Genomic DNA, 23,891 nt, shown 5'->3' with positions numbered 1-23,891 from the left:
ACATTGCTAAGTTACAGAAAAGAAATCGATGGGCTGCGCGCCGTTGCTGTTATGCCAGTACTGTTTTTTCATGCTGGATTCCCCGGTTTTAATGGCGGCTTTATCGGTGTGGATATTTTCTTTGTACTTAGTGGGTACCTGATTACCTCGATTATTCTTGATGATCTGGCTAAGAATCGTTTTTCCATTGTCAATTTCTATGAAAGACGCGCCAGGCGCATTTTACCAGCCCTGTTTTTTATGTTGGCGGTCACGACACTTCTGGCGTATTGCCTATTGAGCGCCAGCGAACTGGAGCATTTTGCCCGCAGCGCTCTGGCGGTTATCGCTTTTGTTTCCAATATTTTTTTCTATTTTGATGCAGGCTACTTTAATACGACAGCAGAAGAGTTTCCCCTGTTACATACCTGGAGCCTGGCAGTAGAAGAGCAATTCTATATTTTTTTCCCATTGTTAATCGCCAGCTTGTGGCAAACAAAAAAGCACTGGATGGGAGGCTGTATTCTGGCGTTAGCGGCACTTTCATTTGCCTGGGCGCTCTGGCTGGCCGCCAGCGAACAAAGTAATGCCAACTTTTACCTGATTTTCAGTCGTAGCTGGGAATTGATGGCGGGTGCGCTGGCCGCCTTGATTAATCGCGACAAACTAAGAGTATCGGTGATACAGCGCGAAGCTATCTGTCTAACGGCATTATTGGTATTACTGGTTTCATTTTATGTATTTAACAGCAGCTATTCCTGGCCAGGGCCGGCCACTCTGTTACCGGTTGCTGCTACTGTCGCACTGATATTGTATTGCACGCCTGCAACCATGGTTGCCAAGCTACTTATTCACCCGTGGATGGTGTTCTTGGGATTGATATCTTATTCACTCTACTTGTGGCACCAACCGATCTTTGCACTGGTCAGAGCAAAATCTCTTAGCCCTCCCACCCCAACCACCTTTGCCCTGTTGATTATGCTGAGTATTACTCTGGCTTATTTTAGCTGGCGTTTTGTCGAAGCCCCCTTTAGGAACAAAGAAAAAGTATCGCGAACGCGAATTTTTGTCCTGTCTGGGGCAGGCATGGCGTTTGTGGCTTTGGTTATGGCCGTGCTTAGCCTACAAAATGGCCTCCCCGAAAGGTTTGAGGTCACAGACTATACCGCTTCGGTTAAATCCAGCCCGTACCGGCAGCAATGTCATACCAGTACGACGCAATACCTAATGCCACAGGAGGCTTGCAGATACTTCACCCCAAATACAACCTGGGCAGTTTTTGGCGACAGCCATGGCGTAGAGCTTGCCTATTCTTTGGGTGAAGAGCTGGACGAGACTGGAGAGGGACTGCTGCACCTGACCTTCAGTTCTTGTCCACCAGCCCAGTACCTGGAGATCATCTCCGCTGGATGTAAGAACTGGTTGGCGGATTCCATAGACGCCCTGACAAGTAATCAACACATTACCAATGTCGTACTTAATTTCAGGTACAACGCTTATTTGAACGGCTTCTATCGCCATCAGCACTGGACCTCGGCAGAATATTTTCTTTCTGGTCCGTCGAAAGCCCTGAGCTTAGAAGAAGTCAGGGAAAAGTACTGGCAGGGATTTGAAGAGATAATCGACAGCCTATTGAAAGCCGGTAAGCATGTTTTTGTTATTTACCCAGTCCCTGAGCTTCGACATCACATACAAAAACTGGTTGTACCTAAAAATATTTTTTCCAACAGTTATCCGCTTAATTTGCAGCAACAGAGTTCTGTGACTGACTACCAGAACGATAATCAATTTATTTTAAAAAAGCTCAATGCATTACCCTTTTCAGACAAACTAACAGCCATACATACCGCAGATCTGTTTTGCCAGAATATGCAATGCGCCGCAGTGAAAAATGGTCATGCCCTTTACTTTGATGATAATCATCCCAGTTTGTATGGGGCAAAACTTATTGCCAGAAAAATAACTCAGCATTGGCAGCGGGCTCAGGTTGACAGCCATGGAATGGCTACCGTTAAATAGGCGGGCTTTTTACTCAACATATTCAAGGTTAAATGGAATCATCCCACGGAAGTAAAGTACTGTCGGGCGCCATGCTGATGGTAGCGTTAAGATTATCGGTTAAATCCCTGGGATTAGTGAGCACTATTGTGCTGGCAAGATTGCTGGCCCCGGAAGACTTTGGCCTGATAGCTCTGGTGATGTCGGCCTTTGCCCTGATTGAGTTAATTAATGCATTTGGTTTTGATCTGGTTCTGATTCAAAAACAACAAGCCGATGAGAGTCATTACAATACCTCCTGGACCATTAAAGCCTTGTTTGGCCTGTTAGCTTGCCTACTTATGTTGTTTGCGGCCGCACCGTTGGCCGATTTTTATCAGGATGGCCGGGTAAGCAGTCTGGTGTATTGTCTGTCAGTGATGTTTGTCATTAATGGCCTGACTAATATTGGCACGGTGAATTTTCGTAAGGAATTAAATTTCAAGCGTGAATTTGCCTTTGAATTTACCACCAAAGTGTTGTCAGTAGTGGTGACCCTGATACTGGCCTTTATCCTGCGAAACTATTGGGCACTAGCCATTGGCATGCTGTTCAATGCACTAATACGGCTGAGCCTTTCTTATATGATGAGCCACTATCGCCCGGCATTTTGTTTGTCTAAATGGAAAGAACTCTATGCCTTTAGCGGCTGGTTGCTGATTAACAATATACTGACCTATATGAACCTGAAGGCGAAAGACCTGATTATCGGCAAGCTGGCTGGTGTGCAATATGTGGGGCACTACAATGTTGGTGATGAATTCGCCAACCTGCCCAGCACGGAATTTGTTGCTTCAGTAAACCGGGCAACCTATCCAGGCTATGCCAAGGTAGCCCATAACAAGTCTGAACTGAAAGCCTTGTATACTAAGGTTTTGTCATCCATTGCCATGGTGGGGATTCCATCCAGTCTGGGACTGGCCCTGATAGCACCGACATTTGTCCCTGTTGTGTTGGGCGAGCAGTGGTTAGAAGTGATACCAATACTGCATATCCTGGCCTTTGCCAGTGCTTTTATCTGCCTTAACACTAATGTGGGTTATGTGTTTATGGCCATGGGAAAACCCAAATACACCACGGCATTGCTGGGCTTAAGGGTCAGCCTGATGTTAGGCCTGATGTTTTATCTTATCACCGCACAAGGATACATCGGTGCCGCTTATGCGGTATTGGCCACCAGCATTATGATGTTCCCCGTTTTCACCGGGGCTATTTGTATCAGTCTGAAGCTTAGTATCTGGCATTATCTTGGCTGTATCTTTCGCCCGCTAGTCAGTGCCGGGGTGATGTACCTGGGCTGTGCAAAGCTGTTTTACCACAGCATTTCGGTGCCTGTTACGCCGCCCGCATCTGCGTCAATAACAGAGCTGTTGCTGTTGCTGATATGCGGCGGTGTTATTTATGTTCTGACAAACCTGGGTTTATGGCTGGTGCAAGGCCGCCCTGACGGCCCGGAACGCCACATCCAAGATATGCTGATACAGAAAATCAGGCACCGGTAAGGAGATATCAATGCAGCACCAAAGTGATAGTTTAAACAAGCTGGCGGCCTTTAGCATGATAGCGTTAGCTCCCAACCCCTGGTTTTCACAATGGATGAACAGGCAGCAATTGCTGTCACGCATGGGGCAATTCGCCGAGGTGCTGTATTCCAATGGTTTACCTTACAGCTGGCAGCTACCTTCTCCTGCAGCCTTATTCAAACAGCCTACAGGTCGCACCCAACATACCGACAATGTGCAACTGTATTTACCGTCCAGTTTGCAGTTCAGAATGCCTAAGCTGCCGGTTGTGGATAGATGGGCAATGCGACATTTTGGTCAGCGTTTAAGCCGTTATACCAACAGACAAAAACAACGAGTACTATATATATTCCACCCTGCCTACAGCCCTTATATGGATGTTATCGACCATGATATTTTGGTCTATCACCCCTATGATAATTTTTCCAAACAAGGCGAGTTCAGTCAGGAATTAAGGCACAATGAAGCCCGTCTGATGAAAAGCGCTAACTTGGTGATTACGCCTTCGGTGGGGGTGAGCTCTGAGCTTGGTCAGACCTATGGCCGAGCCGAAGTGGAAACAGTGCATAATGGCGTCGACTTCGCTCACTTCTCTGCTTATGCGGCTACTGACAACAGGCCCAGAACCGGACAAAAAACCAATATTGCCTATATTGGCAGTATCAATCTTAAGCTGGATATGGATGCCTTGCTATGGATAGCCAAGCATATCAGCCATGCGACTCTTCACCTGGTTGGCCCGGTAGGCCAGATGGGGGCAAAACAAGCAGCATTTGACCAGTTAAAAGCCATGCCCAATGTGCAGTTGCACGGGCCAAAGTCACATATGGAACTGCCAGCTATTGCGGCAACGATGGATTGCTTGTTGATGTGTTATGACACCTCACCCAGCTTATGGGCACAACATGCCTATCCACTTAAGCTGAATGAGTACCTGGCAGTCAAAAAACCTGTGGTCAGTTGCCCTCTGCCGTCGGTGCCTGGTATTGAGCACTACGTGGATATTGCAGCCACGCCATCTGAGTGGCAACAACGAATAGACGGGATTATTGCCGGGAATTATCACAAAACCGAAGCGGGCTTTGAGTATGCGTCTCGGCAGGACTGGATGACAAGAGTCGCGCAAATTGCCGAGCTGCTTGATACCGTAAAATAACGATATCAGCCCAATCGTCTTTGTGCCGCTACCGCATCCGGCTTTCTGGCCAGTGCTGCATTGCTGGCCATCACTGCCACTAGGCCGACAATGGCATAAAGCAAATCAAAATAGGCCAGGCTGACATTCAACCCGGTAATTCCGTAGCCTACCAACGACAAGCTGATTGCCGATGCCAGGGTCATTTTGCTGTCGCCCTTGCTACCCCCCGCATTGTTCCTGAAACTTTGCCACAACACCGACAACAGCATACAGCCGAACAACATTAATCCGACAAAGCCAGCACTACCCAATACCTGAAAATAGATATTATGTGCCGCCTTGGGGGTCAGCTCGGGCGGAATAGGCGGGGTTTCTATCGGACCGAAATGCGGCGTATAAGGGGCATAAGTAGACCATAGAATAGGGTCGGTGGTGGCTTTAAATCCCCCCCCGGTCATGGGGTTGTCCAGGGCAATTAAGGTGGCAATTTTCCATGCCCATAATCTGCCAATAAAGGAGCCGTCTTCCGTCGCAGCAGACTCCACAGTTTGCTGTCGGTCCTTCCACTCAGCCGGGGCAAAGCTGTAGCCAACAGGCAATACAATAAGGGCTAACAACATCAGCACAATCTTTCGCTTGGATTTAAGCCAGAACGCAATGGCCAAAATACACAGACCAATAAAGCCCCCACGTGAATAAGTACCAACGATGGCAACCACATTAAGCAGCGCCAGCCCCAATAATCCCAGCTTCAGTATTTTATGTTGGGTCTGCGACCACAGATAAATAACAAAAGGCAAACACATATTGATGGCCACCGCCAAATCATTACGGTCAATGATGATGCCGGCCCGCCCGATAATACGGTGTCCCCCCCCGGACAGTACAAACTTCAGGGCTTCCATCCCAGCATAGGCGGATATCGATAGGACAATTGCCCATACCAGAGTGTCAATTTCGTGTTTTTTCCGTACCGTCATGGTGATAAATAAAAACAGTGCCACCACTTTGGTAAATTCGATCATTTTGTCCCAGGTGTAGGTATTGTCGAAGCGCAGGCTAAACACACTGGACACCAGCATCCAAAACCAAAAAGCAAACACCCAAAAGTGTAGAGAGGTAAATTGAAACTTGGGTTTTTCCTTGTGGAACATGTATGCCAGCAAGGTCACCAGCACTATGGTAAAGTTGAGCCGGAAGGTCTGGGAAAAGCCAAATGCCCACTCCGCTGGAGCGGTCAGGGCAATCCATATCCAGGCCGCCACTCCGATATAAGGGCGCTTAATAGTGAAATAGATGGCATAAAACAGAAAGGCTACGAAGAAGATATCCCTCATTCGCCTTCTCCTTGCTTGCTGGCCCAGTAAAACAGATAGCAAACCGCCAGAATATCCGCCAGCAAAAACAAACTATCAATCATGGCGCAACCTTACTAACCACATAACGGTATTTACCTGATTTTTCCGGTGCAATCTCATTTACCGGCTCCACCTCAATCTGCACATCATCACCTAGCCGGGCCTTAAAGCCCTGCTGAATCTGCAACACCATATCGTCGGTTAAATTGTCTTTGGCAATTACCTGTACCCGGGTCATGTGCAAGGTCTCCTGGGTAATTTTAAAGGCTTCAATGCCCGCCATATCCCGCAAGATATAGATAAGCGCCAAGCCATGCATAAGCGTACCGTCAGCCGCCACCACAAAATCCGTACTCCTACCCTCGATAGACTCCAACATCGGCAGTCCCCGTCCACAAGCACAGCGTTGGTCTGACAAGCTGGCAATATCGCCGGTACGGTAACGAACAAAAGGGAACTCGCTGGTGCCAAGATGGGTCACAACGATTTCACCACTTTGACCGGCAGGCAGCGGATTCCCTTGTGGGTCGACGATTTCCACCACAATATCCTCATAGGACAAATGCATACCACCAGAAGGACATTCGTGGGCAATAAATCCGGCATCACGACCACCATAACCATTAGCCACCGGGCAGGCAAAAACCCGCGAAATATTGTCACGTTGATAGGGATACAAACGCTCAGAGGTAACAAAGGCAACCTTGATACCCAGATTATCCAGCCGGATGCCCTGCTTTTCCGCGGTTTTGGCGATCAAATCAAATACCGAGGGGTAACCAAACAACATCTTAGGTCTGACCTGGCGAATTTTATTGATAAAGCCCAGCAGTTTATCTTCGGTCATATCAAAAGCAGGAATGAGCTGCGAGCGGAACAGTTTATCTCTGAACAAACGCACTTTGTCCTGAGCTCCCAGCTCAATGGGAGACCCCCATGCGACTATTTCGGGATCGCCAATATCCACATCCCACCAGCGGGTAGCACGCCACTTCTCTGCCACGTCATAAGACACTCGCTCGTTGCCCAGCAGAAAAATCAGCGGCTGGCCGCTGGAGCCACCGGTGTTAAAACGTTGCAAAGGTCCGGCGATATCTGATTTGAGCGCATCGAAATGTTCCCTAATCAGCGCCTTGGTTAAAAACGGCAGCTTCACCAAATCGGTGCAGGACTGAATATCTGCCGGTGTCAGTCCGCGTTCATTCATCACTTCCCGGTAGTAAGGCACATGCTGATATAAAGTCTGTATAAATTTAGCCAGGCGCTGCGACTGGGCTTGTTGCAGTTGCGCAGGCGTCCACCACTGACTGGCTTCCAGATTACGCCGGATTCTGACCGTATCGTGCTTTTTAAGCCTTTCATGCAAAGGAAAAAGACAGCTGGAAACCAGCTTGGTGTAAATCCCGGTCATCTGCGCTCCTGGGTTAGTTGTGCAAAGATAGCGATCAACTGCGTCACCCGTTTATCCCAGTGGTTATCTGCCGCATAGTCGACAATCATTTGTGTTTGCCAGGCATGCGCCAGTGCGCTGCCCAGAGCCCCCGATAACGCCTGATGGTCATCAAAAGGAACAATGGTGCCGGTATCCGGTTGGCGCACCACTTCTGCATTACCGCCTACGTCGGTGGCAACAACAGGGGTACCACAGGCCATCGCCTCCAGTATCACATTGGCCCAGCCTTCATTGGCGGTTGATAACACAAACACATCCGCCGCAGACAGCGGTAAACTGAGTTTGTCAGGTGGCAACGGCCCCATAAACCTGACCTGCTCTTCCAGATCGAGGTTTTGTACCTGTTTACGCAACTGTGGTTCATAATTGCCTTCCGCACTGGCCCCCCCTACCACCAGATAAATCAGTTTGGGGTGGGATTTCAGCAGTGTCGGTATGCAGTCTATTACCCGGTGAAACCCTTTGCGTGGTACTAAGCCGCCAACGGTAACCAACACCCTGGCGTCTTCATCAATACCCAGGCTGTGTCTCGCTTCAGCCTTGTTTAAGGCCTTGAACTTCTCGGTGTCTATGCCATTACCTACCACCACCAGTTTCTCCGCCGGGGCCCCCAGTGAAATGGCCAGTTGACGCAGAGAGTCAGACACACAGATGAGCTTGTCCGCTGCCTGCCAGGCTTTAAGTAACTGCTTACATCTTGACGGGTCGCGGCTATGTGACAGCTCGGTACCTCGCAAGGTAATAGTCACAGGGCAACCCAACATTTTTGCCAGTTGTGTCGCGGCCAGACCATCCGGATAAGTGAAGTGGCTGTCGATCAGGTCAATGGCCTTGTGCCGATGTAATTTTTTTATCAAACGCCGACAGCATCTGGCCATCATCCAGGCATCAAATCTTCGCCCCAGCATGGGCAACGACAAAAATCGGGGGAAATGTACCTTAATACCATTTTGCTCCTCCAGCGCCGCGGGCTGAGGGCGATAGCCGGGTTTAACCAGTCTGAGTAAACCCTGACCGGGAAACCAGGGGACCGGGCTTACGACTTCCAGGTCAGCATGTTTTGCCACCCGGAACATGCGTTCACGCACAAACAACCCGGCCTGGGGCCTGACACTGCTGGGAAACAATGAACTAAGTACAAGAATTCGCATGTCAGGCTTTCAGAATACGCTGGTAAATCGGGGTGTAAGCCTGTACTGAGTTCCCCCAGTTTCGCTGCCCTTCCACATAGGCCCGACCTTGCTGAATAACAGCCGGCCATTGCACCTGGCTGGAAAAAATATCCCGGACTTTATCCGCCAGGGCAGGAATATCGTTGCTGGCAAACAGCCAGCCGGTCTTACCGTTTTCAATCAGTTCGCGGTGTCCACCTACATCTGAAGCCAGCAGTAGTTTTCCCTGCGCCATAGCTTCCAAAGGTTTAAGGGGCGTCACCAGTTCGGTCAGGCGCATGGATTTACGTGGGTATACAAGCAAATCCACCAGACTGTAATAGCGCGATACATCCTGATGCGGCACCCTGCCAGGCATCAGCACATGGGCCTGTAATTTCAGCTCATTGACCAGCTGACGCAGTTGTTGCTCCTGCGGGCCGCCACCTACCAGCAGTAACATGGTGTGGGGATTGCCCGCCAGGATCTGTGGCATGGCTCTGACCAACAGATCCAAGCCTTCATAGGCATAAAAAGAACCAATGAAGCCTAAAACCTGCTGCCCTTGCAGGCCCAGCTCGGCTAGCAGACTGGGGTCTTTGTTTTGAATAAGATTAAATTGCTCGATATTTACAGCATTTGGGATCACAGTGATCTTGTCGCTGGGGATCTGACGTGCCAGCAGATCTTTACGCAACCCCTCGCAGATGGTCGTCACCGCATCGGCCTGACGAACCACGTGAGTCTCCAGTTTACGGGTCAGGCGGTAGCGTAAGTCCCCTTCTTTGCAGGTGCCATGATCTACTGCAGCATCTTCCCAGAATGCCCGTATTTCATACACCATAGGCAATCCGGCTTTACGTGCCGCTTGCAGCGCCGCCACGCCATTTAGCGCCGGTGAATGAGCATGGATAATATCCGGCTTTTCTTCCTCAATGGCCTGCAAAATACGCTTACGCATAGGGCTTATCAGTGCCATCTGATTTAATGCCGGGATTTTACTCAGCAAGCCGTTTGGCACCGGCGTCCGGTAAAACCGCAGCCCGTCGACTTCTTCTACGTCCTGCTCAAAGGCACCATGTTTCGGGCTGGTCACATGGCAGGTCTGCCACCCCAGCGCATGTTGTTGTTTTAAGATCGACCGGGTACGGAAGGTATAGCCGCTATGCAAAGGAATGGAATGATCAAGCACGTGCAGGATTTTCATACGCCAGGTCCTGTTTGTTGACGTAAGAATGACTCAAACATCATCATAGTCCAAAGTGAGGCGCTGTTGTCACGCAGTCCACTGACATGATCATTAATCAACTTTTGCACCTGCGCGGTATTAAAGTAGCCGGATTCACGCATTTGCCGTGATAACAGATTATCCTGCAAGCGTGCCTTCAATGGCCCCCGGAACCAGTCCGCCAGCGGCACCGAAAAACCCATTTTCTTGCGATATAGCACGTCTTGCGGCAAGTGAGGTTCCAGGGCTTTTTTAAAGGAGTACTTACCAATGCCATTATGCAGGTTGTGATCTGACGGAGTTTTAAATGCCCATTCAACAAATTTGTGATCCAGAATTGGCACCCGCACTTCCAATGAATGGGCCATGGAAGCCCGGTCCACCTTGGTCAGAATGTCGCCCACCAGATAGGTTTTCATATCCAGATACTGGGCAATTTTCATTGGGTCTAAGTGCTTGACCTTATCGGCATAACGCTCAAATACAGCCAGGGAACTATAACCGTTTAAACGTTGCTGGAACTCAGAGGAAAACAGTTTAGCCCGCTCGTCGGCGCGCAGGATGGACATGGAGTTGTGGTATCCCTGCACAGTATCCATGGCCATAGACTGAAAGGTGGTTTTAGCGCGCAAGAACTTTGGCGCCCAATCCAGTTTAGGGTAAAGACTGCCCAGCGGCTTAAATAAAGGCCGGCGCAAGCCCAGAGGCAACATGTTGCGCATCCGCTCTTCATGCAAATGCATCTTATAGCGGCGATAGCCGGCAAACAGCTCATCCCCACCGTCACCGGACAGCGCCACCGTTACATGTTTTCTTGCCAGCTCACAGACCCGGTAAGTGGGAATGGCAGAGCTGTCTGCATAGGGCTCATCATACAGGTCGGCCAGTTTATCAATCAGGTCGAAATCGTCCTGACTGACAGTTTCCACTCGGTGATTGGTTTGGTACCTGTCAGCCACCATCTGGGCAAATTCGGTTTCATTGAAGGCCTTAACATCAAAGCCGATGGCACAGGTGTTGACTGGATCGGATTGCAACTGTGACATCAGCGCCACTACGCCACTGGAGTCCACCCCACCGGATAAGAACGCGCCAAGGGGCACATCGGCCACCAGACGGATATCCACCGCTTCTTTTAACCGGTCGATAAGCTGTTCCTGCACTTCGTCTGCGCTTAGTGGTGCTTGCCAGTCGGTAGGTATGTCCCAGTACTGGCGTGGCTCAGGCAGTTCAGTCATACCGCGGCGCACCAGCATACAGTGCCCCGGAGAAAGTTTATAGCTGTGCTCATACACCGTATAAGGTTCTGGCACATAGCCAAAGGTAAAATAATCTTCCAGGGTGGTTTCGCGCAATCTGTTATCGAACAGCGGATGCTGCTTAAGCACTTTTAGTTCAGAGCCAAACACCAGCTCGCCATTGCTCAACAGGCTGTAGTACATGGGCTTGATGCCCAGGCGATCGCGGGCCATAAACAGACACTGCTGCTGCCTGTCCCAGATAGCAAAAGCAAACATACCGCGCAAATGATGCACACAGTCTTCGCCCCATTCCAGCCAGGCATTCAGAATGGTTTCGGTGTCACCATGGGTTTTAAACTGATAGCCCTTGGCTGACAATTCCTTGTGTAACTCACGAAAATTATAGATTTCACCGTTAAACACCACACAGGCGCGCTCGCAAGCACTCAACATGGGTTGCGGACTGCCTTCCAGATCAATGATGGACAAACGTCTGTGCGCCAGCCCCACGCCGGGATCAAAGAAATAATCACCTGCATCGGGGCCCCGATGTTGCTGCCTGTCGTTCATCACAGACAAGATTTGCGGGTCAGGTTGCCCCTGTTCACCAAGCTGAAAAATACCTGCTATTCCGCACATGCCAATCCGTCCTCAGCGCCCTGCTCGTTGATAAAGTTGTTGATATTTTTCCACCATATTAGCCAGACTGAACTGGCGATGGCAGTATTGTTTTGCCTGCAGGCCTTCCTGAGCAGCCAGTGCCGGATGCCGGGCATAGCGCATCATGGCGCTCACCAGAGCATCCACCTGATTGACCGGCACCAGATTAGTTTGCACATGTTCTGGTGGCATCAGGTCTGGATTGCCTCCCACATCAGTGGCGATAACCGGCAAGCCGCTGGCCATGGCCTCCAGAAACGTATTGGAAATACCTTCTGCCAGTGAAGGCAGTACAAATACCTGCATTCTTTGCATCATGGCTGGCACATCGGCCCGGTCGCCAGCAAACCATACTTGTTTGGCCAGTCCAGCCTCCTGAACCTGCCTCTCCAGCTTGGTGCGGGTGCCACCATCCCCCACCAGCATCAGACGCAGCGCATCAGCTTCTTTCCCCAGGTTTTCTACCAATTTGGCAAAGGCCTCAACCAGGTAACGCTGATTTTTCACATCAGCCAGTCTTCCCACTGTGCCAAACACCAGCCCGGTATGGGCAAAAAAGTCCATCGGCACTGCCCCCTGAGGCGTTTGCGCAACGGCAAAACGGTCAAAATCCACCCCATTGCAGATATGACTGACTTTCCCGGCCGGCACACCAATCTTATCAATAAGGTATTGATTGGCTTCACTGGACAGGGCAATAAAGTGGTGAATAAAAGGTTTGAGCAAACGTCTCAAGCGCTGATATTTAGGGTTGGTGCCACCAACATCCGCCATATCCCAGCCATGCTCACCATGAATGCGAAGAGGAATGCCCCGCCACCAGCCCACCAGTTGACTTTCAATGGTGGCCAGGTTGCGAGTATGCAAAAGCGCCGGTTTCAGATCTTTAAGGAGGTGGTTCAGGCGTCGATACAGCCCCCAATCCTGTCCATCCCGCTTGGCAAGATCGTAAAAACGTACATTATCGGTTTTGATTCGCGCCGCAAAATCCGGGTTCATGCCCTTATGGGTAATAATGCTATGCCGATATTTATTCTGGGGCAGTTGGTTAATCAAATTAACCACGCCATTTTCCAGGCCGCCGGTATCAAAGCGGTAAATCACATGGGCAATATGCACAGGTTCAGAGATCATGCAGTTTGTCCCGTGTACCCTGTTCAAACCAAGGTTGTACTGCTTCAGCAAACTCGGCCTGCGTGGGGTAAGCACTGACAGGTGCCGACACTATCAGCGCAATACCAGACTGCACCTGCCCCAAAAATGCCTGCAGTGCCTGGCCCAGCTTTATCTCCAATGTACTGGGTGATTGCTGCCAGGCTGTTATATAGGTATACGCCACCCAACGGCGTTGCCCAATCGAATTGGTAATCTGCAGCAACTGATAACCAGGTTGAGCAGAAGTTGAGACTCTGGACCAAATTCTGGGATAAAGCTGATTCAGACTATTGATTAACTCTACAGACTTGTCATTACGATTGTAAAAAATATAGAACGCTTGCATCTGGCCTTCGTGTTCGACACGAATACTGCTGGGATTATGAAAATCCGGATACCAGCCTTGTGCGTTCTCACTTTGCCAGCCCGGCAATGTCGTGAGGTAAACAGGCTCTTGCGCAGGTGCCAGGTTCTGCGCCGATTGATGATACAAAATAGCTGCCAAGCTCAACACCAGCAGTGCTGGCAAAGGATAAAGGCTATGTTTACCTGCCCCCTGCACAGGACGCTGCTCTGGCATATCTGGCTCGGGGTCTCGCCATAGGTTGCCAATGCTGAACATAATAAAAATAACCAGACCGAAAAATACCCAGCCATAAATAAGATGATCCACACCTGTGGCATATTTCATGTCAGACAAGTAGGCGATTAGCACAATCCCAAAAGCCCGTAACCCATTGGCAAAAATCGGCAATACCAATGAGAATGCGATAAAAATTCCCCTTTTATGCCATTTCTGATAGGTCAAATAGGCAAACAGCGTACCCAATGAAAAGGAGGCGATCAGGTAACGAATGCCAGAACAGGCTACTGCCACTTCAAACAAACCACCAGGAACGGCAATGTAAAGTCCGTCCCGGAACACCGGAATATCCACCAGTCTGAGCGTGGCCACCGTAATATCGGCCGTAATGTCCTGCAACCAGGGGATAAGAAACTCGCCTTCAGGCACGCTGAACATCCAGAACAGCAAGGCAAACAGCATCACACGACAGATTTGGTTGCCCAGCACTAACCAGTAAAAAAGCGGCAGCAAGGCAAACACGGCAAATTGTTCAACAGCCGCAATTTGCGCCAGGCTCCCCAACAACCAAAGCATCAGAAATGCCACAATGACCAACAACGCCCAGTAGTTGCCCTTGACCTGGTGTTCCATCATAGCCGGCCAGTTTCGCCGAATCAGGTAAATACAAATAGGCAGGATAAGAAAGCAGTGAGCAAAGGTCTCCGATCGCTCCCAAATTAACACGGTTTCTTTTATGGTAGGGAAAAAGAGTGCCAGCCACAGGCCAAACACCAACAACATCAACGCCAACAACTGATGGCCAGGTTTCAGACTACGCATCATTTAACTTCTCTATCAGCTTGTCCATCACAGCTTGCCATTGATAATGGGTTCGAATCCAATGCAGATTCTCCAGTGCCGTCTCCTGCGCCTTATCAGGACTATCCAACAGTTGCAGACAACAGTCTGTAAACGCATTAGCTTCGTCATGTATCAGCGGAAGTTGGCCCGATGGAAGCTGTATGCCTTCGGCGGCCATTTGTGTCATCACCACTGTTTTACTCAAGGCCATAGCTTCCAGCACTTTATTCTGAATCCCCCTGGCAATACGCAGCGGTGCCACAGCGAAAAGCGCATGCGTGATATAAGGGCGGATATCTTCGACTCTGCCGGTTACCACAACACCGGCTGTATTTGCCAGTTGTTTAACTTTGTCGGTAGGATTACCCCCGACTATGGCAAACTGCAGTTGCGGATGCTGCTTGTGAATAGCAGGCCATACTTTGCTGGCAAACCAGACAACCGCGTCTACATTAGCCCAGTAATCCATGGCGCCGGTAAACACTAAATAAGGCGAATTGAAGGGGGACGTGGAGACAAGACTTGGATTAAAAAACTCGGTATCCACCCCATTTGGGAATGCAAACACCTTGTTGGCAGACTCAGCGGGCAAGGTCCGGGCAAAAAAAACCGCTTCCTCGCCTGAGACAAAACTCACCGCATCAAACGCCCGGGTGATGCGCCGCTCATAGGCGGCCAGAGCTCTGGCTTCAAATCTATATACTGCTTTCATCAGGGGATTCGTGGCTTTTTCTGCATACTGGCGCCATTTATCGGAATCCACATCGACAAAATCCGCCACCCTGTGCAAGTCTGCCTGACTTTCCACATAGCCGCACATGGCCGAGCTATATAGAAATACTTTACGAATATCTCTGCCAGCAAGCTTGCGGCTTACCCAGGCTTGTAACTGCCTGTCGTGGAAGTAGGTCAATGAAATCGGCTTCCCCAGCAACATACCAAACAGGCCTTTAAGCTTTCCCCACAGAGGCGAGAGTGGCCGCAGAAAAACATCTTTGCAGTACTTGTTCAGAACATCCTGATATTGCCAGTCGTGCGGGTCGTCCACCAAACTCCCCAGGTGAATGTCGTAGTGTTGACTCAATTCTTTGAGAATATTAAAGGAACGAATCTTGTCCCCTTTGTTTGGCGGATAGGGAATACGGTGACACAAAAATAGCAGTGGCTCCTTGCTCATCGGCCTTACCCCAGATATTTAGACAGCATGGGCCCTAAGGCACGACTCAGCCAAAGTGGCAGTTTTTGCCAGGCTTTAATAAAAAATTGATACTTGGGATTGTTAGGGCTCAGATTGGGCAATTCGGCCGCTTTCACCAAATAGAATTGATAGTGCAAAGGCACAGGCTCCATGCCCCAATGCTTCTTATATTGATAAGCCCCTGAATCGTCCTTACTGCGACCAAAATCGTAATACCCATAGCCCCGCTGTTGTGCCGAGCACATCAGTTGGTAATACATAAAGTCGTTACTTTTCAAGTCCCGGGCCTGAGGAAGGCCACCACCGTAATATGGCAAGACCTGATCACGAAAATAAAAATTCAAAACCGAGGAAACCGCTTTGCCCTGATGCTCCACGGTCAATACATCACAGCGTTCAGTAAAGATTGCTTTCAGTGCCTGGAAATACTTGCTGGGGAAAACAGGTGTACCTAAATTTCGCACACTTTCGGAGTATATGTCGTAAGCAGTGCGTGTATCTCCGTCTACACGGAAACTCAAATTGGCATTCAGAGAGTGGCGAATCACAGCTCGTTGCTTTTTCTTTACTCCGGCCAGAATCGCTTCTGGCGTATCGGCTAACGGCCAGGCAAAGAAGGAATGCGCGCACTTTTCCACCAGCTTAGGATGGCTGCTGGCCACTTTGTTGCGGAGTTCCAAATAGCCCACACCAAGTTGCTCAGCTAATGCCATTGCAGCGTCTTCCAAAGCAACCTGAACTTCATTTGTATCGGCCGCCACACCGCCATAAACACAAAAAGGTGTGGAAACCAGTGCGTGGCCAAACAGACGACTTTTTTGTTCAACTAACGGCAGTACGCCAACAATGCGCTGACCATCACTGGCATATAAATAATGCCCTTTGTGGCCGTAAACCTGCTCATTAACCTTAAGCCAACCACTTAAATGGAAAAAGCTGGCAGACTCACAACCCTCAACGTAACTATCCCAGTCAGCAGCAACCCGAGGATCATCTGCAAAACGCTTAACTTCAATCACGCATTGACCCCGTATACGTCCTTCATAGTTGACCAGTTAAAATCCTGCAGCAGCCTTTCCAGCTTAGCTTCGGTATGCTGCAGATTGACATAATGACGAAATCTTGATTTAGCCGATGCCTGTGTCAGCCTCGGCTGCTCAGCATCAATTTCCCAGGGATGGAAATAAAAGGAATAGGGCTGCTTCTCTTTCTCCAGATATTTCCTCACCAAATGGCGCGTCATACCGTATGGATAAAGACGGAAATACCCTCCTCCCCCAATCGGCACCTGACGCCCGAACATCTTCAGCGTCGGGATGGGAATTTCAATAATGTTTTCAGGTCGGTTGTAGGCAAACCTCGGCCAGTCAGGGGTGCCATAGAGGTCATGCTTGACAGGATAAGTGCTTGAACTATAAACAAACCCCAGCTCAACAAGCACTTCAAATGCCCATTCGTTGCTATAACCAATAGAAAAGCTTGGCGCCCGGTAGCCGATCACCGCCTCGCCAAGTAAATCTTCCAAATGCTGTTTGGAACGCACAACATCTTGCTTGAATTCTTCACGGCTCTGTTCACTGGCCCGGCGGTGAGCGTATCCGTGACTGGCGATTTCGTGCCCCTGGGCATGAATCTCTTTAATGAGTTGTGGATAGCGCTCCGCCACCCAGCCCAGCACGAAAAAGGTAGACTTCACGCCATGCCGGGCAAAAATATCCAGCAATCGGCGCGTGTTGTTGTCCACTCTGGGGTTAAAGTTCTCCCAGTCTGCAGGTTTGATAATTTTGTCGAAGGCCGACACGTGGAAGAAGTCTTCCACATCGACGGTCATAGCGTTGAGGCAGGTATGCAGATCCTTCATCTATCGTCCCTTCCCAAACAGCACCACCTCGACCGTGCGTATCAGGATCAAAATGTCCAACAGCAGGCTCTGATGTTTAACGTAATAAAGGTCAAACTTCAGTTTTTCCATGGAGTCTTCGACACTGGCGCCATAGGGATAATTTAACTGCGCCCATCCGGCCAGCCCAGGCTTAACATTGTGACGCTGATTGTAATACGGAATTTGCTTTATCAGTTGCTCAACGAATTCCGGACGTTCAGGGCGAGGCCCAATAAAACTCATTTCACCTTTCAGCACATTCCATAGCTGCGGCAATTCGTCGATTCGATACTTGCGGATAATATTGCCTATCCGTGTGACCCTGCTGTCTCCCTGCGTGGCCCACTTTGCCCCATCCTTTTCGGCATCGGGCCGCATGCTACGGAACTTGATAATTTTGAACATTTTGCCGTTTAAACCAACCCGGTCCTGCTTATAAAACACCGAGGCACCGGTACGAAAGCCGTCTTCAATATAAATTAACAGGGCGGTAAGCAGCATAAAAGGCCAGGTGAACGCCAACACCAGCAAGGCAAAAAACGCATTCATACCGTAATCCAGCATATCGCGAAGATAATTCTGGCTGGAGAAACCGTTGGAATAAATGACCCAACTTGGATAAATCAGGTTAACCACTATCTGGCCTGTTTCCCTTTCCATAAAATCCAGAATGTCCACCACCTCAATACCCCGAATTCGGCAATCAAACAGGACTTCGATGGGGAGTGTTCCTCTGCGCTGGTCACAGGCAATCACCACTTCCTCTATGTCATTTTCCAGCAGAAAATCGCGAAAGTTCTCATCCACTTTGACATGAACCAGTTTTTCAGCCTGGATACCGCTACTGCGATCATCACCGGGAATAGGGATAAAGCCCACTAATTCGAAGCCTATTCTGTCAACTTCCCTGCGCATGCGCTTTTCTATGATGGATGCCCGCTCACCGGCCCCCAGCACAATTAAGCGAACTTTGCCCAACCCCAATAACCCCAATCGGTTTGAAAAATAGCGGAATAGCACCAGCGCAAGAATAACCAAACCAGATGCTGTTGGCAGGTAATAAGGGTGCAACGACAGCTCAATAAGAAAGGTACTGGTAATCAACTCCATGACGAAATAGCTAAGAGCAACACAAACGAAAATACGTCGAATAATGCCACGAAAGGTCTCACGTAGTTTTGGCTCATACAGTCCGACCGATAATGCAGACACCAGAACCAAGAAGGTAAACAACAAAATATTAAACGCCAGCTTATTAGCCGATGGGGCAGGTTGCTGAGAAACCTGCAAAATCAAGGTATTGGCTACATAGGCGAGATAAGCAATCAGCGCTCCTTCCAATAAAACCAGTATATTTGAGCGTTTAGATTGACGCCGGTTGGCTGCCTTCACAGATTGATTCCTTTACTTTTTAATAATATTGAAACAAGAAGTCAGGCTAAAAAAAGGTTTAGGGATAGACTAACTTTTTTTGTCATAGCATTATATGTCTACATGTTAATGCGAAAACAGATAGTTTTGCCAGACTTAAGTCTACGAAGTCCATAAGTAAGGAATATGACTGACATGAACGCAATCAAAGCCACACAGCTAGCGTTGACCTTTTCAATCGCCGCTTTTATTTCAGCCTGTAGCGTACAAAAGCTGCCACCAGCCACCGCACATGCATCCCTGACCACTGCTATTGATAATTACAATTATTTAATTGGCCCGGGAGACAATCTACAAATTTTTGTTTGGCGCAACCCGGAAATATCCGGGTCATTCGTCGTGCGCCCGGACGGTAAGATAACCACATCGTTAGTGGAAGACATTGAAGTATCGGGTAAAACGCCTTCAGTGCTGGCACGGGATATGGAAAAGGTGTTATCCAAATATATTCGTGACCCCATCGTCACTGTCAGCATGACAGGCTTTTCAGGTCCGTTTAGCGAACAGGTACGAGTAATTGGCGAAGCCGCTAATCCTCAAGCCATCAGCTACAAAGAAAATATGACTTTGCTGGATTTAATGATAGCCGTGGGTGGCTTAACTGAGTTTGCAGCCGGTGACAGCGCCAAACTTATTAGGGTGGAAAATGGAAAGCAGGTAGAATATTCGGTTTACTTAGACTCACTTATCAAGTCAGGTGAGATTTCTGAAAACGTAGACCTGCTACCGGGCGATATTCTGATAATCCCCGAAGCTTGGTTTTAGAACCACCTAAGCAGTAGATAATATGATTGGTTTTCAACAGGTTATTGACCAGATCCAGACCTATATCAAAGGTATCTGGATCAAAAAACGTTATGTCATAATTTCATCATGGCTGATTTGTCCGTTAGGCTGGCTGTATGTGGTGTCGCTTCCCGACACCTATGAATCCTCAGCGCGGGTGTATGTCGACACAAACAGTTTGCTGCGTCCTCTGTTGAGGGGCTTGGCTGTTTATAACAACCCGGAACAGCAGGTGACATTGGTCGCTCGGACCTTACTCAGCAGGCCGAATCTGGAAAAGATTGCCCGCGAAGCAGATTTGGATATTTCAGCGAAAACCAACGCAGACTTCGAGGAGATGATCGATAATCTGCGCAAGGATATCGGCCTGAGCAGTACCCGAGACGCAAACATATATACCATCAGCTATACGTCCAATACACCGGCGTTGGCTCAGCGTATTGTGCAGATTACCTTAAATGAATTTATTGAATCTAATCTGGGCAGTTCCAGACAAAGCAGTGATTCGGCCGAAGAATTTATTGACCGGCAAATAAAGGAATATGAACAAAGGCTGCTTGAATCCGAGCAACGACTAGCGGATTTCAAACGCTCCAGGCAACAAGTGCTGCCAGGTGGTAATAACGACTACTACGCGCAACTACAGAGTGAGCGGGCCTTATTAGAACAGGCAAAGTTACGATTAAAGGAACTGGAATCTCAACTGGTCTCGGCTCAGGCACAGTTACACGGTGAAGAACCGGTTTTTGGCCTGGTTACCCCGGAGCTGTCAGATAATCCCAGTCCAGGCATCAGCACCCAGTTTGACGGTAGAATAGCCAACTTAGAGGAAAATTTGGATGATCTGCTGATTCGCTATACCGATGAACATCCAGATGTTGTCAAAACAAAAGCCCTGATAGCCAGGTTGAAAAAAGAGCGCAGGGAGCAGTTGGAAAGCATGAGCGAAACTGCACAGACAACCGGGACCTATAATCAGTTTGGAAATCTGAATCAGAATCCGGTTTATCAGCAGATGAAGATCACTGTGGCTAATTTGGAAAGTGAGATTGCCTCTATTCAGGTCAGGGTGGAAAACTACCAAAACAACGTTAATACGTTAGAAGAGAAAATAAACTTGATTCCAGAGCTGGAAGCTGAGTTAACCGGCCTCAACCGCGACTACGGTATCACTAAAGCCAAATATGAAGAGCTGTTACAGCGTCGGGAGTCTGCGCAGTTATCAAGGAAAGCCGAAGCCACCTCTGATGATGTACAGTTTAGGGTCATAGATCCCCCTCTCCTGCCTACCAAGCCTTCAGGCCCAGCGCGCATTGCACTTTACTCTGCCGTATTGATTGTCGGATTTGGTACTGGCCTGGGTATCGCATTTTTGATCAGCCAGATTAACCCAGTGGTGGTCAATTACCGTCAGTTAGTTGAGCACTTCAAGACGCCGGTATTGGGCCTGGTGTCACATCGAAATGCCGATAAGTTAAATAAACAGAACAGACGGCGTATGTTAATTTTTGCCATGTCCTCATCCGTACTGATGTTTAGTTTTGTGGCATTGGTTTGGATAGAAGCCGTATATGGTGGCTTTCCCAAACAGTTGTTCGGGGGATTGCTATGAGTACCATTGAAAAGGCCTTGCAACGTAAAAAGGCCGAAGAGGCCAGACTAGCCGAATTGGCCAGGGAAAAAGAACAATCAACGCCGCCCCCTGACAGCCCAGTCACGCAGCCTGACACAACTGAGCAAAGCGCTGCGTCACAAGCATCGCAAAAGGTCAGTCAAGATGACGATAAGGTGATTTTTGAGCTGGCGCTGGATGAAAATAATTTTGTCTCGGCTACATCCGCCAGAACAAAGATTAACGAAGAATTTCGTACGATTAAACGTAAAGTGTTGAACAATGCCTTTGGTCCTTTGGCCAAAACGTTGACCAACCCGAATATTCTGATGGTCACGAGTTGCAATCCGCACGAAGGTAAGACATATAACGCGATCAACCTGGCGCTGAGTATTGCCTTGGAACAAGACAAAACGGTTTTGTTAGTGGATGCTGATGTACTGCGTCCCAATGTGATGCGTACCCTGAAGCAGAAAACCCCTAATGGTCTGATGGAGTATTTACTGGGTGAGGTAGAGGATGTGGCCGATGTGATTTACCACACCAACATCGAAACACTGCGCATTATCCCGGCCGGAAAAAGTCACCATTTATCCACTGAGTTACTCGCCAGTGAAAAAATGCAGGAAACCGTGCAAGAGTTTGCCACACGTTATCCAGACCGGGTGGTGATATTTGACACCCCTCCGATGCTCGGCGTTAACGAGACAGCCATACTGGCCAATCTAGCCGGGCAGGCTGTTATCGTGGTAGAAGAAGGGCGCACTAAACTGACCGATATTCAGTCGGCTGTAGAAGCGCTTAATCCGGATATGGCCAAAGGGTTTATCGTCAACAAGGCGCAGCGTTCAAAGCGGGACGATTACGGTTACGGCTATTACTACCATCAACGGCAGGAGGCTGATGAATGAAGCGCATAAGCCTGGCTTGCGCGCTGGCTTTGCACCCTTTAGCCAGTCAGGGCGGCGACCTGGAAGTTAAGCCCATCGTAGGTGCGTCTGTCATCACCTATAAAACTGAGTATCCTGCCAATGGCGAGGATACCAGCAACAATGCATTGATGCTGGAACCCTCCATTCGCACAAACTATACCAGCAAACTGTTAAAGGCTGCCCTGACACTAAAAAACACCAGCGTAATGCAGAGTAAGAACAGTAGCGAGCTGGATAAAAGCTTTACCGACGTCAATTTCAATTCCAACCTGGGATTATGGGATGAGCGAATTCAGTTCAATGCGCAAAGCAGTCGCTCCCATCGCGCTTCTTTCGCGGGTGATGCAGGACTGACAGACCCTATTCTGAATGCTGAAGAATTGAGCACGGTGCAAAGCAACAGTGCCTCGCTCGCTTTTACGCCAAAGCGGCCCGACTATGTGGGCGTCGATTTGTTTGCACAGGCCGGGGAGTCCCGTGCTGATAATAGTCCAAACAGTTTTGGCAGCGATGGAGAACTGAACAGCGATAACCTGAATTTTACCGCACGTATTTATCAGGGACATGAAGTTAAACAAGTCTATTGGAATCTTTCCGGCAGCCATCAGGATACCAAGCGCTCAAACCTGGAAGATTTCACCAGGCGAAGCCTACAAGGAAGAATTGGCGTAGCCATATACAACGACTGGCATCTGATAGCCGTGGGTTCTGATTTTGACAATGAGGGTGTTACCAGCGGCACTGGCTCAAATAACGTTAACTCACAAAGCTATGGTGCAGGATTGGAATGGCGCCGCAATAATGGCCGTTACATTGGTGTCACTTACAACAAATTTAAACAACGAGACAATGAAAGTAATTACATTGGCGTTGATCTGAGTTGGCCATTCAGTAGCAGAACTTCGGTGCAAGCCAGCTATGACAAACGCTTTTTTGGTGATAATTATAACCTTAGCCTCAACCACAACAATCGTACATGGCGAACCCGTTTAGGCTATAACAAGGGGCTCACCAGTTACTCACAACTTCAGTTGGTGCCGGGCGATCCTCTGGTATTGGTTTGCCCGCAGGGTAGCCTGGACGGCAGCGGTTGCTTCTTCCCAGACTCTCCAACTTATGAACCTAAACCAGATGAAGTACAAGTCAATATACCCACCGTTCGTCAGGAACTAACGGATGAGATTATTGTAAGGGAGAATGCTTATTTTAACCTTGGTTACAATCGCAGCAAACTTCTGGTCAATCTGAACTATAGCTATGGCTACATGGACTATCTGGAAAGCAACAGGTTGCAACGCAATCGAACGGTGCAGTTATCTGCCACTTATAAATTGGGGGCAAGAACTGACCTTAAGCTAGCCAGCAGTTATGCACGTACAGATAACATTGCCGGGAGCTATGGCCAGGAAGTACGTAACCACAGTGTGACCCTGGACAGAAAAGTCAGTAAAGAAGCCAATCTGGCTTTAACCTTGCGTTATCTGGAGAGAGAAGCAGAGAGCGCATCACGTAGTCTGGAAGACACGCGCCTGACCTTGCAATACATCTACAAGTTTTAAAGTAATACTGCTAAAGCAATCAATAACAGGCCTATCATCAGTAGTTCACGGTGATATTTACCATGGTAATAGGCCTGTCTTCTTGATGGCTTTCTCAGCTTGAAACCAGGTTCAAGCATATCTGACCCTTTCATGCACTTCC

General features: G+C 48.9%; 19 protein-coding genes. 7 read left to right on the top strand and 12 right to left on the bottom strand.

The window, feature by feature from the left end; genetic code table 11:
• Positions 1 to 3: 3 nt before the first annotated feature.
• Genes CSR04_RS18810 through CSR04_RS18800 form a run of 3 tightly spaced genes read left to right on the top strand, consistent with a single transcriptional unit; the run spans position 4 to position 4,695 of the window.
• Positions 4 to 1,998 (top strand): acyltransferase family protein, encoded by a 1,995-nt coding sequence (locus CSR04_RS18810; protein WP_102797866.1) that lies wholly within the window; start codon positions 4 to 6, stop codon positions 1,996 to 1,998.
• A 32-nt stretch (positions 1,999 to 2,030) separates the two neighbouring features.
• On the top strand, positions 2,031 to 3,518 hold the full coding sequence (locus CSR04_RS18805) for a lipopolysaccharide biosynthesis protein (protein WP_102797865.1): 1,488 nt from the start codon (positions 2,031 to 2,033) through the stop codon (positions 3,516 to 3,518).
• A gap of 10 nt (positions 3,519 to 3,528) precedes the next feature.
• A complete protein-coding gene (locus tag CSR04_RS18800; protein WP_102797864.1) occupies positions 3,529 to 4,695 on the top strand; it encodes a glycosyltransferase family protein in 1,167 nt (388 codons plus the stop codon).
• A 5-nt stretch (positions 4,696 to 4,700) separates the two neighbouring features.
• Here the strand turns inward: CSR04_RS18800 and CSR04_RS18795 are convergent, their stop codons facing one another.
• From CSR04_RS18795 to CSR04_RS18745, 11 genes are all read right to left on the bottom strand, one after another.
• Complete coding sequence (locus CSR04_RS18795; protein ID WP_102797863.1) at positions 4,701 to 6,014, bottom strand: putative O-glycosylation ligase, exosortase A system-associated; 1,314 nt, start codon at positions 6,012 to 6,014, stop codon at positions 4,701 to 4,703.
• Positions 6,015 to 6,093: 79 nt separating this feature from the next.
• Entirely contained in the window at positions 6,094 to 7,446 is a 1,353-nt protein-coding gene (locus CSR04_RS18790) for a phenylacetate--CoA ligase family protein (RefSeq protein ID WP_102797862.1), read from the bottom strand.
• Positions 7,443 to 8,639: a glycosyltransferase gene (locus CSR04_RS18785; RefSeq protein WP_245921740.1), complete on the bottom strand. Its 1,197-nt coding sequence runs from the start codon at positions 8,637 to 8,639 to the stop codon at positions 7,443 to 7,445. The genes CSR04_RS18790 and CSR04_RS18785 overlap by 4 nt, the downstream gene beginning before the upstream one ends.
• Before the next feature lies 1 nt (position 8,640).
• Complete coding sequence (locus CSR04_RS18780; RefSeq protein ID WP_102797861.1) at positions 8,641 to 9,846, bottom strand: TIGR04063 family PEP-CTERM/XrtA system glycosyltransferase; 1,206 nt, start codon at positions 9,844 to 9,846, stop codon at positions 8,641 to 8,643.
• On the bottom strand, positions 9,843 to 11,747 hold the full coding sequence (locus CSR04_RS18775) for an XrtA/PEP-CTERM system amidotransferase (protein WP_102797860.1): 1,905 nt from the start codon (positions 11,745 to 11,747) through the stop codon (positions 9,843 to 9,845). Before CSR04_RS18775 ends, CSR04_RS18780 begins: the two co-directional genes overlap by 4 nt.
• Before the next feature lie 12 nt (positions 11,748 to 11,759).
• Positions 11,760 to 12,902: a TIGR03088 family PEP-CTERM/XrtA system glycosyltransferase gene (locus CSR04_RS18770; RefSeq protein ID WP_102797859.1), complete on the bottom strand. Its 1,143-nt coding sequence runs from the start codon at positions 12,900 to 12,902 to the stop codon at positions 11,760 to 11,762.
• A complete protein-coding gene (gene xrtA, locus CSR04_RS18765; protein ID WP_102797858.1) occupies positions 12,892 to 14,331 on the bottom strand; it encodes an exosortase A in 1,440 nt (479 codons plus the stop codon). The genes CSR04_RS18770 and xrtA overlap by 11 nt, the downstream gene beginning before the upstream one ends.
• The gene (locus CSR04_RS18760) at positions 14,321 to 15,526 is read right to left on the bottom strand and encodes a TIGR03087 family PEP-CTERM/XrtA system glycosyltransferase (RefSeq protein WP_102797857.1); all 1,206 of its coding nucleotides are present in this window, start codon (positions 15,524 to 15,526) and stop codon (positions 14,321 to 14,323) included. Before CSR04_RS18760 ends, xrtA begins: the two co-directional genes overlap by 11 nt.
• A 5-nt stretch (positions 15,527 to 15,531) precedes the next feature.
• Positions 15,532 to 16,566: a FemAB family XrtA/PEP-CTERM system-associated protein gene (locus CSR04_RS18755; RefSeq protein ID WP_102797856.1), complete on the bottom strand. Its 1,035-nt coding sequence runs from the start codon at positions 16,564 to 16,566 to the stop codon at positions 15,532 to 15,534.
• Entirely contained in the window at positions 16,563 to 17,408 is an 846-nt protein-coding gene (locus tag CSR04_RS18750; protein WP_102797855.1) for an XrtA system polysaccharide deacetylase, read from the bottom strand. Before CSR04_RS18750 ends, CSR04_RS18755 begins: the two co-directional genes overlap by 4 nt.
• On the bottom strand, positions 17,409 to 18,821 hold the full coding sequence (locus CSR04_RS18745) for a TIGR03013 family XrtA/PEP-CTERM system glycosyltransferase (RefSeq protein WP_102797854.1): 1,413 nt from the start codon (positions 18,819 to 18,821) through the stop codon (positions 17,409 to 17,411). It abuts the gene before it with no gap.
• A gap of 174 nt (positions 18,822 to 18,995) precedes the next feature.
• Here CSR04_RS18745 and CSR04_RS18740 point away from each other — a divergent pair, with 174 nt between their 5' ends.
• Genes CSR04_RS18740 through CSR04_RS18725 form a run of 4 tightly spaced genes read left to right on the top strand, consistent with a single transcriptional unit; the run spans position 18,996 to position 23,749 of the window.
• On the top strand, positions 18,996 to 19,625 hold the full coding sequence (locus CSR04_RS18740; protein WP_102797853.1) for an XrtA/PEP-CTERM system exopolysaccharide export protein: 630 nt from the start codon (positions 18,996 to 18,998) through the stop codon (positions 19,623 to 19,625).
• Between the two features lie 22 nt (positions 19,626 to 19,647).
• A complete protein-coding gene (locus tag CSR04_RS18735; RefSeq protein ID WP_102797852.1) occupies positions 19,648 to 21,258 on the top strand; it encodes an XrtA system polysaccharide chain length determinant in 1,611 nt (536 codons plus the stop codon).
• On the top strand, positions 21,255 to 22,169 hold the full coding sequence (locus CSR04_RS18730) for an XrtA-associated tyrosine autokinase (RefSeq protein WP_102797851.1): 915 nt from the start codon (positions 21,255 to 21,257) through the stop codon (positions 22,167 to 22,169). Before CSR04_RS18735 ends, CSR04_RS18730 begins: the two co-directional genes overlap by 4 nt.
• Complete coding sequence (locus CSR04_RS18725) at positions 22,166 to 23,749, top strand: hypothetical protein (protein ID WP_102797850.1); 1,584 nt, start codon at positions 22,166 to 22,168, stop codon at positions 23,747 to 23,749. Before CSR04_RS18730 ends, CSR04_RS18725 begins: the two co-directional genes overlap by 4 nt.
• Here the strand turns inward: CSR04_RS18725 and CSR04_RS25020 are convergent.
• The gene (locus tag CSR04_RS25020; RefSeq protein WP_172449424.1) at positions 23,746 to 23,883 is read right to left on the bottom strand and encodes a hypothetical protein; all 138 of its coding nucleotides are present in this window, start codon (positions 23,881 to 23,883) and stop codon (positions 23,746 to 23,748) included. The genes CSR04_RS18725 and CSR04_RS25020 overlap by 4 nt on opposite strands.
• Between the last annotated feature and the right edge of the window lie 8 nt (positions 23,884 to 23,891).

This window comes from Bowmanella denitrificans (genome assembly GCF_002887595.1).
Taxonomy (GTDB): Bacteria; Pseudomonadota; Gammaproteobacteria; order Enterobacterales; family Alteromonadaceae; genus Bowmanella; species Bowmanella denitrificans.
This window is presented reverse-complemented; position numbering and strand designations above follow the sequence as displayed.